Origin of the sequence: Bradyrhizobium sp., from assembly GCF_004799445.1 — a bacterium.
GTDB lineage: Bacteria > Pseudomonadota > Alphaproteobacteria > Rhizobiales > Xanthobacteraceae > Bradyrhizobium.
On sequence record NZ_SSNA01000159.1, the window covers coordinates 1 to 12,027 of the forward strand.

A 12,027-nucleotide genomic window follows, 5' to 3' on the forward strand; every position below is an offset into this window, starting at 1 on the left:
ATCCAAACCGTCAGCCGTACGTTGAAGGAAGAGGTCACATTTGATCGAAGCATGGTGACCAGCCTTGATTGGGCAAGCTACCCGATCCTGACGTTTCCTGAACTTCCAGAAATCGTCGTCGAGTTGATCGATCGTCCGACCGAGAAGCCGTGGGGCGCGGGCGAACCGACAGCAGCCGTGGTGCCTTCCGCAATCTCGAATGCGATCTTTGATGCTACCGGCGCGAGGATTCGCTCAGTGCCGTTCAAAGCGTCAAAACTACAGCCGATCTTAAGATCGATAACGTAACAGTCTGGGAGCGTGTTTCTGTAACCCAGCAGAGATGTGACCGAGATAGCGATGTCATCGGCGAAGTCAGCCTCGCACAACTAGCCTTTATTCAGGCGCCTGTCCTGAATTCAACGGCCGCTTTGCGCACGAAGGCCGCCCAGATCTATCGCGAGACTGGCAACCTGCGCACTGTGCAACTCCTCCTCGGCCATACGAAGCTGGAGAGCACCGTCCGGTATCTCGGGATTGAAGTGGATGACGCTCTAAATATCTCCGAGCAGATCGAGCTCTAATCGTCGACCACCGGCATTATGCCGGTGGTCGCTCACGTCAAGACATCACTGATTGACCCAAACTCGCGAGCTGATTCACACTGCGAGCTGATTTGTACGTCGCAATCCTGCCGCCCCGCGCGATCGCTATGACGGTGGACGGCGTCACACACCCCCTCCAAGCATCGGACTTTTCTTATCTTTTCACACGAGCGGCAGTAGAAATACCAACACCGCTACCAACAATTGACAGCGGAGCCTCGTCAAGCACCAGTTGTCGACGGCTTGCCGGCAAACGATGTCGGACACTATCACCCGAGTTAGGTTTGCTCGACCACGATCCTAAGATTCTGGTTCCACGGATACTCAGAATATTCGAGCCCCATGCGAGGTTTGGGGGAGAGGTTTCTGACCAGCGGCTTTTCGCGACGTTTTAGTCGCAATGGACCTTCCATTATTTGGCTTCCGTGTATTTGATCGAGACTTTTGATCTCCTCCGTAAGCCAGCTCAGACCTGACACTTTCTCGCCCCCACGCAGGATTCTTTTAATCGCCCTTCCCGAACCATCGTCTCCATCGATCCCTCTTACAAGAAGTCCGCAGTATATGTTATCAGCTGCACATCCAGCGGTTATGTCAACTCTAGATGTATTGGCATTAGATCCCCGTCGACGAATATACCAAGTATTTGAATTCCCTTGTTCGGAGTTCTTGTCGGTGTTTGGGTCAAGCCATTGGTTACAACGTAAATACAACTCAAGCGAAGTAATGTGCAGGGCTCTTTCGGCGAACTGATCGAAGATGAGATCATGCCCAAGCATTATCGACCGTGCAGCTATGAGAAAGCGGGAATAGATGTCATCGAACCCCGTAACGTTTCGGAAATCAGGAACCATCCTCTTCCTCCAGTTTGGTGCCGCATCAAGGATTTGACCTCGATTGCTTAAGACATCGTAAGTCCACTAGACGCGACCTGCGTCGCGTCGGCCGCCTCGACAGAGGAAGTATCAAAGAGTGGGTGGAAAAGGGTTACGTCCCCGCTCACGCCTGCGCAGCAAATGCTCAACTAGATCGATCGGGAACACGCGACCCAAGCGTAGTGCTTCCAGCGCCGCGTCCCCGACAGCTCCCGCGTACAGAGTAACCGAAGCCGTACAGGTACGGAAAGTTAACTTAGTGCGGCGCTCAACGCCGAGATATGGCGGACGTGGCAATGGCCTGCGGCGGTCATGCTGATCGCCGTTGCGGCCGTGTTTTCATCGCTGGCGGTCCAGGTAGACGGGATGATAAGCCACCGCACGAACTCGCCAGGTGGGCATTGCCGAAATGACGATCCGGCGGCCATTAGACGGCGGCGATCGTCGGTGTGGACGCGTGATTCTCGACGCGGTGCCGATCATGGGGAACCGTTGCCGCATCGCAGCGAGGATCAGGAGCAGTGAGAGAGAAACTGCCGCAGGGTATGATTTGGACGTTGCTTTCCTCGAAATGGCGGAACTTAGATGACCGTCCAGGGTCGCTTAACCAGGGAGGAAACCATGAACCCAATAGGAGCAGTTTATCAGCCCGAGCTAATTGAATTGATGAAGGCAGTCCTTGACGACGCCACGGCAATGCTCCCCGACACGGATACGCAGCGTCACGAGTTCGGCATTGGTCAGCTCCGAAACTTCAATTCGCGCGTTGTCGGGCGCCGAAACCGTAGCGGGACCATCCGGCCCGGCACCTCCTTCATTGTCCCATCTGGACAGCGCGCGTTGACGTCGGTTCCAATCGTTGGAGTTTTCTCGCGGCATGGGTCGGTCCCTCGCGTGGCGGCAGAATGCGGGCAGCATGATATCGGCAGTTCCAATCGATTGATGCCCTGTTGTGACCGCATCCGGTGATTGAGGCGGATGCGATCGCCGGCATCGCCAGGTTTTTACGCGGAGCGGCCGACCGGGAAAGACTTTGAACCCGTGGGCATCGGCCGATCATTGTCTATCATCGAGCACGCCTGACAATGGGGACGTCAATCGCCAAGCCTGGTGAGCGCGGCACCCCTGTGGTAGGCGATATGATCCGTCTTGCTGCTCTGGATCTCGTATTGTGGATCGTCCGCGCTCGCATGGTGGGTATAACCTTTGACCTTGAAATGGCGCGTATGCACGCGGATGATCGTGCCGCTGACACGGCCGGCCTCGGAATTCCAGCTCACGCGATCATGGATCTTGAAGCTGTTCGGCACGTCGTTCGATCCGATGCCGCCGAACAATGCAAGAGGAGGGCAGTGCTCGCACTGAATATTTCGGCGGCATGAGCATTCCAACCGCCGCGCCCCCTGTCGGTTCCCAAAAATCGCAACATTTAGCCGACAACTGGCGCTTTTGATTTTGGAAGCGCGCGCCTAGAGTCTACGGCGATGCCGGCTCGTCGTGCGGCTTCGCCCGTTGGAGCGATGACACGAACACCTTTTTCACCATAGGCCACTCGACCAGGACGATCGTCGAATTTGTCGATCTGTTGCGGGAGTCGGGCGTCAGCCTCGTTATCGACGTAAGGTCGATACCGCGGTCGCGCACCAACCCGCAGTTCAATCAGCAGAGCCTCCCCGAAGCGCTGGCACCTTGGAAGATCGGCTATCAGCATATCGCCGAGCTCGGCGGCCTGCGGGGGAAGTCGCGCGACGCCGAGCCCTCGCCAAATAGCTATTGGCGCGTGCGCAGCTTTCGGAACTATGCGGACTACGCTCTGACCGCCCCCTTTGCCGCCGGCTTGGCCCGGCTCCGGGAACGCGGCGGTGAGCAAAGTTGCGTGACCATGTGCGCTGAAGCGGTTTGGTGGCGCTGCCACCGCCGGATCATTGCCGATTATCTTCTGGCCGCGGGGGAGCAAGTGAAGCACATTCTCGGAAAATCGCATGTCGATGTGGCGAGCCTGACACCCGGCGCCGTCGTTCGCAACGATGGGACGGTGGTCTATCCCGCCGAGGGCCCGCCCTCAGGTCCGTGACGATCGCGATACGCCCCTCTTGCGGGTGCGGGATGGCTGCAAAGATGCCTGTGATTTGGGGGTGAGAGCAATGATGCGGATTGCGACGGATTGGCACGACGGGCAACTAGCGCATGGCTGCGATGGGCGATTTGCCCGTCGTGCAAGATCAGCGGGCCGCGGCGAAGACGATTCACCTGTTTCCGCAACCTCGTGCCTGGCTAGGTGTCAGCGGTCTTATCAGGACCATACTGCAGCACCTGCACTTTCTCCAGCGTGACGAGACCGCTATCCATCATCCCGTCAAGCACAGGCAGAAACTCGTTGATCTTCTCTTCAGAGTCCACGATTTCAATGACCAACGGCAAATCCAACGATAGACGAAGAATTTTGTCGGTGTGGATGCGGCTCGATTTGCCGAAGCCCATTGGACCACGCAACACCGTCGCGCCGGCCAGTTGCATTTCCCGCGCTTTCTTCACAATGGCTTCATAGAGCGGACGATCATCGAACTTGTCATTTTCGCCGGTGAAGATCCGCAGCAGCAGTGCTTGTTTCGGTATTTGCATTTCCGGTTCCTTACAAACGATTGAGACGAGCCGCCAGTGCGTGACCGAGCCATACGGCAGTCAACCAGCCCACGACCGAGACGAATAAATTGAAGGATGCGGCCTGGATGTTGCCGGACTGCACAAGCCGCAGGGTCTCGAGACTGAACGCGGAAAATGTGGTGTAACCTCCGCAAATCCCGACCATGACGAATTGCCTCTGCCGCGGGCTGACGAACAACCTGCCGTCGGGGCCGGTCAACGCCGCATAAAAACCGATAATGAACGAGCCGGTCACATTGACGAATAATGTGCCCCAGGGAAAACCGCTCCCGAGCTGACTCAAAAACAGGACGGAAACCAGATAGCGCGCGACCCCTCCGACAATGCTGCCGAGCGCGACGGAAATATAGGAACCGGTCGTATCCCAGAATTTTTGCAGCCAAATGGAGCGGCGCGGGCGTGGAAGCGGACGATTCTCAGCCTGTTTGGCCGCCGGTGGATTCGGTGAAACGTTGTCCTGCATGGCCGGGTTTCCCGTTACCCGAACGCGTGTTGGCCGGCGGCGAAGCCGACAGCGACGGCAACAAGGCAAAGAGACACCGAGAGCACCAGATTCCAGGCCGCAAGCGATACCTCGCTGTCGCGAGCGAGCGACAAGGTCTGGAGGCTGAAGGAAGACACGGTCGTGTAGCATCCCAGGAATCCGGTGACGGCAAATTGCCACGGTCTGACGGCCGCGAAAGCCCCGTGGCCTGCTGCCGATGCCGCAAGCACGCCGATAAAAAATGCTCCGCTGACATTGATGACCATCGTTCCCCAGGGAAATGTCTCGCCGACACGCCGCGCAACAAATCCGGACAGCCAGAATCTCGCGATCCCACCGAAGACACTGCCCAGAGAAACCCAGATCACTCCGTCGATTGTATCCACCGCATGCCTCGACTTGCTTTCAGATTTACACGCTGTTCACCAGATGCTGAAGCGTCCCATGGTCGTCCCTTTCAACGTCGCAGAAAGCCTGTCCTCTGCATCTTCCCTGTCAAGCCTTGTCCACAACAACCAACACATCCAGCCTGTAGCGCGCACCGTTCCTGGTTGGCGCACGACCGAGTTACTTGACTTCACGTTGAGACAGAGAAGGAGGCCTGAGCGGCACATCGCCATGGCTTAACCCCCGCATTCTCGACGCGGCAGGAGTCATCAGCCCTCATCAGGCGGTTTTGGGGAACCCCTTCCCCTTGGATGTGAAAATACTAGACGATATCAAACCAGGGATCAATGTCAGCCGGTTCATTTCGGCTGCGCCGAATGAACGACACCGCGCATCTGGACGCAGGGCTCAACTAGCCAAAGCGTCCACTTCGTTTGCGGAGACCCTCGGAGCGATCGACGGGCTCGGGACGGCAGCTACGTGGCGGCGGGCATCATAGACTTCAAGCACCCGTTTTGCCGTCTGGGCCTCGAGCCGCTCGAAGTGTTCGCGCGCCCGCTCAAGATCCATTTTGGACATCTTGCGGCCCGCCGCCCTCATCAGCAGGAGAGCCTTGACCGTCGGCCAGGAGCAGCCCGCGGCTTTGGCGACGATCTGCACCACGCCCGGGTTATCATTGAGGATCGCCCGCTCGGCCATCTCGATCGGACAGCTGGCGAGCACCGACAGAGCCGTTACAGCCTGTTCAAAATTTTGCGAACACGCGGCGGAATGAACATTGGCTTCGCCAAGCTCCTTCCAGTTCTGCAGTCGCCTGACCCTTGACCTGGCTTTGGCGTGGTCCTGAGACTTGTTGCGAACCTCCAGGTTTATTTCGTCTATCACCTCGGTGACCGCGTCCTGTACCGCATCGGTAAATTGCGGATTTGCCGCCACGATCTTCTTGCACACCGAAGCGGAGGCCGTTTCAAGAAGTCTCAAGAAGTGATGCCGGGGAATGTCACGACGCTTTCCAACCTGCAGCGCAAGCTCGGCATCGCCGCCAGCGCGCAGCACGAGTTCGCGAAAGCTATCGTCCGAAATGCGGGCACCGGCATTCTTCGCAACGGTGTGGACGACAATGGGTTCACCGCGCTCGATGAGTATCTTGGTGATCACTTCGCTGATGGTAAGACGCTGCGCGATCGCCTGAAGATGACCCTGGCCCTGGGTACTTGCGTTGGCAACAAGGTCGAGATCGCTGAGTGCCGTCGACTGACTGAGTACGGGAGCCGCCACGGCGATGGCCTCATCGCAGGCAAATGCCCGAATCAGCGTCGCTGGCGCATTCGGTTTGGTGGCAAGATGGTTCGACAGCTTGACCCGGGTTTTCAACTCAATCACGGTAACAAGGGTTTTGAATACATCGTCGAATAGCTCGATCTGCTTCTTCGAATGACGACCCGCCCCGGCGACGAACAGATCGGCGATACGTGTGAGTGCCCTTAACTGCCTTTTCGTGAGTTCAGATAGTGTTTCGTCCTGAATTTCATCGATAAGATTGGAGAGCGTTGTCATGATATTGTCTCGTTACGCTTCACGCTGGAAATGGAAGATGGGACGGTGACATTCACGTGCTACCACCTGAACCGTGAAAATAGCTGGCTGCCGTTGCCTCAGAGATAATTCAAATTGTCGTCAATTCAAAACCGGCCATCCAGATTTGCCTTAAGTCGGCTTCTCTTTGAATTCTGTCCCTCTCCCTGGCTCACCCTGGAAACACGTCCCACAGTCGCGGAGGATTCGAGCAGGAAGGCGAGTACGGAACCGGCGCGCGAGCCGACAAGAGGGATCGCGCATCCGTCGCGGCTCCGTGCTCGACACCAGCACGCCCGAGCCATGAACCTGGGCGGTGCACGAAAAAATCCGGCGCACGGCGGCAGGCCATCGGGGGCACCCTCGCCGATGAAATCGATCCTGAAGCCGGCTTTGGCGAAATCCATCCCTGTCGTCTTTGTTTCTCGCGTGATAGTCCTGATAGTCATGAGTCTTAACTATCGAAATGCTGCTCAGATGCATTCGTCCCATGCCGGCAGGCCGCTGCTCCGATCGCCCGATGATGCAGCAAGGCTGGCCTCGGCCTTGATCCTGCCGCCAGGCCAAGGCCCGGGCGGGAGGCCGCAAATCCATACTCCAGACGTGCAAGACCGGGACGTTGGATGATCGCAGCCCAGGGTAAACCGTCTGCCATTGCACGGTTATTGAGCCTGCTGGGGCAGCCCCAGCATTCGTATCGGCCCAGCACCGAGATATTTCTCGATTTGAACGTCAATCGGATCGCCGACAATCTGCACTTGGCGATCGACGGAGGTAAGCGCGGGGCCGAGAACCGGCCAACGACCGACGCGGAGACGTTCGACGACATTGAGCATCAGGTCGTGGAACTGGTCGAGACCCACAAGCAGGATAGCCATTCAATCTATCTTGAACACCTGCACACCTATGATGAGCGCCTGACGGCGCTCAATTTCGAAGAGCGCTTCGCGATCATCCAGCAGGCGGCGCCGGAATCGGTCGGCGAATTCCGTGCCGAAGCAGCGCTGGGCCGCGACGAATTGTTCAGTCTGCGGCGGCGGCTCTATGATTCGGAACAGGAACGCGACGATTTTCGCCGGCGCCACCGACTGGCGCGACCTGCCCGGCTGTCATCCCAGGGCAAGACCTTGCTCAAGGTCGGAATATTGGCGGTCCTGTTCGTCATCGAAGTGGTCGTTAACGGCAACTTTCTGGCCAAATCAAACGCGCAGGGGTTACTGGGCGGCGCCGTTCAGGCGGTGAGCTTCGCAGCCTTGAATATCATCGCCAGCTTCCTCTGGGGCCTGGTACCGATTCGCCTCATCAATCGCCGGAACTGGTTTCTCAAATTGATCGGGCTGTTGTCCGGCATCGGCTACCTCGCCTTCGCGATCGCTCTCAATCTCACGCTCGCGCACCTTCGCGAAATACCGCCTAGCGTGAACGGCGATGTCGGGCAGGAAGTCATGACCCAGCTTCTCAAGGCCCCCCTCGTTCTGAACGACATCCTCTCCTGGGTGTTTTTCGGGATTGGCCTGATCTTTTCGCTGATTGCCATGACCGACGGATTGCTTTTTACCGATCCGTATTTTGGCTACGCTTCGCTGGAACAGCGATGCAACGACGCCCGCGCCCACTACACCGAAGGCAAGGCGGAATTGATCGAGCGCCTGCGCGAAATCAGGGACGCCGCGAGCGAGGCCATGAACGGCGCCGCACGCGATTTATCGGTGAGGCGCGGCGAATTCGATTCGATCATCCAGGCCCGCGGGCGGCTGGCGCAGCGATTCGCCGAACATCAAAATCACATCGAGAGATCCTGTCGCGCGCTGCTGGCGATCTATCGCGAGGCCAATCGCAAGACGCGAACCACGCCCGCTCCCGCCTACTTCGCAAGACCCTACAGCATGGATCGCATCGTCTATGTCGGAACCGACAGGGATGAAACGGCGCGAGATCAGCTTCGCCAGTCAATTCTGGAGACACAGGACATCCTGAATCGCCAGATTCAGGCCATTCACGAGGCTTTCGACGAGGCTGCGCGCTCGTATCGCGAAATTGACGACCTGATCCCGGAGAGCAAGCGTGGCCCGTCGGCAGTCAAGACAGCGTAACCGCGCGCGCGGCACCGGCGCTGCGATCGGCGGCATTGCGTTGATATTCCTTGCGCTGGCGGCATTGGGTATCCTGGCCTTGTTCTACTTTACGGTGACCCCGAAGCCGAAACTCGATGCAGCCTCGCTGTGCCCGATCGAGGGGCCTCGCGGCATTGCGGTGGTTCTGGTGGATACTTCCGACGACCTGCCGGAACCGGCCCAGCGCCAGGTGCTGGGTCTGCTCGAAGACCAGATCTCCGAGCTTCCCGACTATCACAAGCTCGACATCCGCGTGCTCGACATTGCGGGCAGCCGAAGCCGCTCGCTGTTTTCGAAATGCAATCCGGGCGACGGGACGGGCTTGAGCGAGTGGACCGATAACCCGCGCCTGGCACGGATGCGCTGGCTCGAGAGTTTCCGGCAGCCCGCAAGGGACGCCATTAAAAACAGCCTGACCTCCGCGAAAGCGAAAAATTCGCCGATCATGGGCGCGATCCAGGACATCGCGATCGACCAGTTTTCCTCCTCGGCCGCGCAAAAAGTCGAAAAGAAACTCATCGTGATTTCCGATATGCTGGAGTTTACTCCGCTTTACAGCCAATATCCGAGCGCCGGCGACCTGTCCTATCAGCGGTTGAAACGATCGCCCGCCTACCTGAAATTCAGGACGGACCTGCACGATGCGCACGTCAAGATCGAATACGTCCAGCAAACGCAGGTGACCATCGACACGGTCCGTCACATCGAATTCTGGAAGGAGTGGATCACGGACAACAAGGGAGTGTTCGATGGCGCGCGGCGACTGCAGGGTGCAAGATAATGGCCTCTACCAATAGCCTTCGCGATGTGCCACCCGGGCTGTTGAGCGGGCTGCTGTTCTTCGCCGTCGTGATGTCGGGCGCCGGCTACATCGTGTTCTCCAAGCTTCATGGATTCGGCGCGCTCCAGGTCACGCTGGTTCCGGTGCTGATCATGATCGCCTACGCGTCCGCGCTCGGGCTGGCGCGCCTGTTTCGGCTGCGCGACGACCAGTCCGGCGACAATCTCTACTACATGGGCTTTCTGTTCACCCTGACCAGCCTCGCCGTTTCGCTCTATCAGTTTTCGTCCGAAGGATCGGCCGAACAGATCGTGCAGAATTTCGGCATCGCCATCGGTTCGACGATCGCGGGCATCACCTTGCGGATATTCTTCAACCAGATGCGGCGCGATCCGGTCGATGTCGAACACACCGCGCGGCTGGAGCTTGCCGACGCCTCGCGAAAGGTGAGGCGCGAGCTCGAAAGCACGGTTCTCGAATTCGGCTACTTCAGGCGCGCCACCCAGCAATCGCTCACCGACGCGGTCGGGGAAATCGACGCGATGCTGAAAGAGGCAAGGGACCGGGTTGTCGGCCAGCTCGAGGGCTTCGCGCTGGACGCCAACAAGCCGCTGCAGGACGCATCGCGGCAATCTGGCGATGCCATCGAGCAACTGAACACCAGAATTTTAGCGACCTTCGAGACCGTCGCAAGGCAGCTTGCCGACGACGGCGCGCGGCTCTCGACCAGCACGGCTGCGATCGTGCAATCGATCGACAGCGTCGTCTCGAAGCTGGCCTCGCTGCAAACCCCGGAACACATGATCGAAGTCAAGCTCAATCCGGCGATTGCCGGCCTGACGCGGGTGGTCAGCACGTTCAGCAAGAATGCCGAGGTACAGGCGATTTCGGTGAATTCCAACCTGAAGCAGACCCAGGCGCTTTCGAGCGCGATATCTATTCTGCTGTCCGAGATCAGGGCCGCCGAGGCGGCGCGTATCGCCTCCAATCCCTTGATCGTTCCCGCCGATACGTCGCCGACGCAAGCCACCGCGGCACGCCTCGAAGGGGACGACAGCTACTAGCTAGTGTGGTGGTTCAGAAGTTCTCATCGTCAGTGGGGCGAGTCCGTGATGAGAACTTCTGAACCAAAACCACACTAGAATCATGTATTTCTAGTGTCCTTTCGAATCCGAAGTTCGCAAAAGGGGGGCTGCAAGGGAGTGCGAACTTCGGATTCGGGACACTAGTATCTCGCGGTCAAACCGCAAAACCATCATCAGGCAGGTTCGCCATGGACGGTCATATCTTCCGACAGTCGTCATCGTATCGCCAGGGGCTCGTGCTCGGCCTGACGATGGCCGAGATCATGATCCTGCTGATATTCTGCCTGCTGATCACGATGGCCACGTTTCTCAAGCGTGAGCAGACCAAACGGGAAGAGGCCGAACAGCAGGTCCGGGTCGAGCGGGTCAGCAGCATGGCCGACCGCAACCTGGTGACGGCGATCAAGCAGAATCCCGAACTCTATGAGCGGCTTCGCTCCGAAGTCGTGACCTCGAGCAACGTCAAAGCCGTCGATGAATTCTGGCGCGAGCTGGTCGAAAGCCGCAATGCGATGACCGATCTCAAGAAGGGGGGCCTGTCGGAGAAGAATATCCGCGATCAGCTCGCCGATATGGAGCAGCTCAAGTCCAAAGGCATCAGCCTGGACAAGGCGCTTCGTGACGCGGACATCGTCGGACGCATCGAAAAAGTCATGCCTGCCGCCGGCCAGTCTTCCACTCCGCCGCAAATGATCGCCGACGCCGTCAGCCGCGGGCTTTCCGGAAACCCATCAGGCCACCAATGGCCTCCGATCATACGATTGAGCGAAGCCGACGGAAACTTCTTCAGGACTGGAAGCGCCGAGCTGTCGCCCGAGTTCCGCGAGAAGCTGCTGGCTTCGACGCCCGAACAGATCGTCGCGCTGCTCAAGAAATACGACGTCGATGTCATCGAGGTCGTCGGCCACACCGATGAGCAGCCGGTCGGCCTGCGGCAATCAAACCTCGATCGCGATTTGGTCCCGGTTCTCAGGAATTACGCGAGCATCGCCAGCCTCGTTCCGGCGGACAATGCAGGGCTCGGCCTCGCACGGGCGGTTTCGGTTGTCAGCTTGCTTGGCCGCAGTCCGCTGCTTTCGGGATACAAGCTGATACCGATGTCCGGCGCGCAACTGATCAATACCGACGAGACCTTGGCCATCGCCGGATCCTTTTCGGGCGACGTTCGGGAGCGACGGCGAATTGAAATACGATTGCGGAAATCGTCGCCGCATTGAGGTATCGGCCGATGCGTCGCCGGCTTCCCGGCTGCGCTGAAACGCCACGGCCAAAGCGCGCTCGGCGATATCGCAACGGAAACCCGGTCAAAACAGCTCACTTGGCCGGCTTCGCGCGAATTGGTCACAAACTAACCCTGGGTATATGGACCTTTTCATCGTATCAGGCATTTGCTCACCGCAGCATTTCGCTGCCGAGAGAGGCGGCCCGATGTTTCTCCCCTTCTTTTCCACCGTGTCCCTGGCATTCGAGTCAGGCAA

General features: G+C 58.4%; 12 protein-coding genes, 1 pseudogene and 1 riboswitch. Of the genes and pseudogenes, 6 read left to right on the forward strand and 7 right to left on the reverse strand.

Annotated features, from left to right (window positions below):
• Positions 1-288: pseudogene (locus E8A46_RS20990) on the forward strand (xanthine dehydrogenase family protein molybdopterin-binding subunit); the annotation flags it as partial.
• Positions 289-862: 574 nt separating this feature from the next.
• Here the strand turns inward: E8A46_RS20990 and E8A46_RS20995 are convergent.
• From E8A46_RS20995 to E8A46_RS21005, 3 genes are all read right to left on the reverse strand, one after another.
• Positions 863-1,438 carry a hypothetical protein gene (locus E8A46_RS20995; RefSeq protein WP_291565381.1) on the reverse strand — a complete coding sequence of 192 codons (576 nt, stop codon included), beginning with the start codon at positions 1,436-1,438 and terminating at the stop codon, positions 863-865.
• A gap of 675 nt (positions 1,439-2,113) precedes the next feature.
• Entirely contained in the window at positions 2,114-2,338 is a 225-nt protein-coding gene (locus E8A46_RS21000) for a hypothetical protein (protein ID WP_291565384.1), read from the reverse strand.
• A 215-nt stretch (positions 2,339-2,553) separates the two neighbouring features.
• On the reverse strand, positions 2,554-2,769 hold the full coding sequence (locus E8A46_RS21005; RefSeq protein ID WP_291565387.1) for a DUF2945 domain-containing protein: 216 nt from the start codon (positions 2,767-2,769) through the stop codon (positions 2,554-2,556).
• A 233-nt stretch (positions 2,770-3,002) separates the two neighbouring features.
• On the opposite strand from E8A46_RS21005, the gene E8A46_RS21010 reads away from it, so the two are divergent.
• Positions 3,003-3,533: a DUF488 domain-containing protein gene (locus E8A46_RS21010; protein WP_291565410.1), complete on the forward strand. Its 531-nt coding sequence runs from the start codon at positions 3,003-3,005 to the stop codon at positions 3,531-3,533.
• Between the two features lie 200 nt (positions 3,534-3,733).
• Here E8A46_RS21010 and E8A46_RS21015 read toward each other — a convergent pair whose 3' ends face one another.
• The 4 genes from E8A46_RS21015 to E8A46_RS21030 all read right to left on the reverse strand — a co-directional run bounded on the left by E8A46_RS21015 (position 3,734) and on the right by E8A46_RS21030 (position 6,551).
• A complete protein-coding gene (locus tag E8A46_RS21015; protein WP_291565389.1) occupies positions 3,734-4,081 on the reverse strand; it encodes a DUF190 domain-containing protein in 348 nt (115 codons plus the stop codon).
• 10 nt (positions 4,082-4,091) lie between these two features.
• Positions 4,092-4,586, reverse strand: a complete 495-nt coding sequence (gene crcB, locus E8A46_RS21020; protein ID WP_291565391.1) for a fluoride efflux transporter CrcB — start codon at positions 4,584-4,586, stop codon at positions 4,092-4,094.
• Between the two features lie 14 nt (positions 4,587-4,600).
• Entirely contained in the window at positions 4,601-4,993 is a 393-nt protein-coding gene (gene crcB, locus E8A46_RS21025; protein ID WP_291565393.1) for a fluoride efflux transporter CrcB, read from the reverse strand.
• Positions 4,994-5,247: 254 nt separating this feature from the next.
• A riboswitch (Fluoride riboswitch) is annotated at positions 5,248-5,310 on the reverse strand.
• Positions 5,311-5,402: 92 nt separating this feature from the next.
• Positions 5,403-6,551 carry a DUF2336 domain-containing protein gene (locus E8A46_RS21030; protein ID WP_291565396.1) on the reverse strand — a complete coding sequence of 383 codons (1,149 nt, stop codon included), beginning with the start codon at positions 6,549-6,551 and terminating at the stop codon, positions 5,403-5,405.
• A gap of 641 nt (positions 6,552-7,192) precedes the next feature.
• Here E8A46_RS21030 and E8A46_RS21035 point away from each other — a divergent pair.
• The 4 genes from E8A46_RS21035 (at position 7,193) to E8A46_RS21050 (ending at position 11,766) form a co-directional block, all read left to right on the forward strand.
• Positions 7,193-8,662, forward strand: coding sequence for a hypothetical protein (locus tag E8A46_RS21035; RefSeq protein ID WP_291565399.1), 1,470 nt, complete (start codon positions 7,193-7,195; stop codon positions 8,660-8,662).
• Positions 8,634-9,464: a hypothetical protein gene (locus tag E8A46_RS21040; protein WP_291565401.1), complete on the forward strand. Its 831-nt coding sequence runs from the start codon at positions 8,634-8,636 to the stop codon at positions 9,462-9,464. Before E8A46_RS21035 ends, E8A46_RS21040 begins: the two co-directional genes overlap by 29 nt.
• A complete protein-coding gene (locus E8A46_RS21045; protein ID WP_291565405.1) occupies positions 9,464-10,528 on the forward strand; it encodes a hypothetical protein in 1,065 nt (354 codons plus the stop codon). Before E8A46_RS21040 ends, E8A46_RS21045 begins: the two co-directional genes overlap by 1 nt.
• 209 nt (positions 10,529-10,737) lie before the next feature.
• Complete coding sequence (locus E8A46_RS21050; RefSeq protein WP_291565407.1) at positions 10,738-11,766, forward strand: hypothetical protein; 1,029 nt, start codon at positions 10,738-10,740, stop codon at positions 11,764-11,766.
• The last annotated feature ends 261 nt before the right edge of the window (positions 11,767-12,027 follow it).

What these genes read in the sequence shown, in the direction of transcription:
- E8A46_RS21035 (WP_291565399.1), top strand. Translation starts at nt 7,193, where the DNA reads ATGATCGCAGCCCAGGGTAAACCGTCTGCCATTGCACGGTTATTGAGC.
- E8A46_RS21030 (WP_291565396.1), bottom strand. Translation starts at nt 6,551, where the DNA reads ATGACAACGCTCTCCAATCTTATCGATGAAATTCAGGACGAAACACTA.
- E8A46_RS21015 (WP_291565389.1), bottom strand. Translation starts at nt 4,081, where the DNA reads ATGCAAATACCGAAACAAGCACTGCTGCTGCGGATCTTCACCGGCGAA.
- E8A46_RS21045 (WP_291565405.1), top strand. Translation starts at nt 9,464, where the DNA reads ATGGCCTCTACCAATAGCCTTCGCGATGTGCCACCCGGGCTGTTGAGC.
- E8A46_RS21050 (WP_291565407.1), top strand. Translation starts at nt 10,738, where the DNA reads ATGGACGGTCATATCTTCCGACAGTCGTCATCGTATCGCCAGGGGCTC.
- E8A46_RS20995 (WP_291565381.1), bottom strand. Translation starts at nt 1,438, where the DNA reads ATGGTTCCTGATTTCCGAAACGTTACGGGGTTCGATGACATCTATTCC.
- E8A46_RS21000 (WP_291565384.1), bottom strand. Translation starts at nt 2,338, where the DNA reads ATGCCGCGAGAAAACTCCAACGATTGGAACCGACGTCAACGCGCGCTG.
- crcB (WP_291565391.1), bottom strand. Translation starts at nt 4,586, where the DNA reads ATGCAGGACAACGTTTCACCGAATCCACCGGCGGCCAAACAGGCTGAG.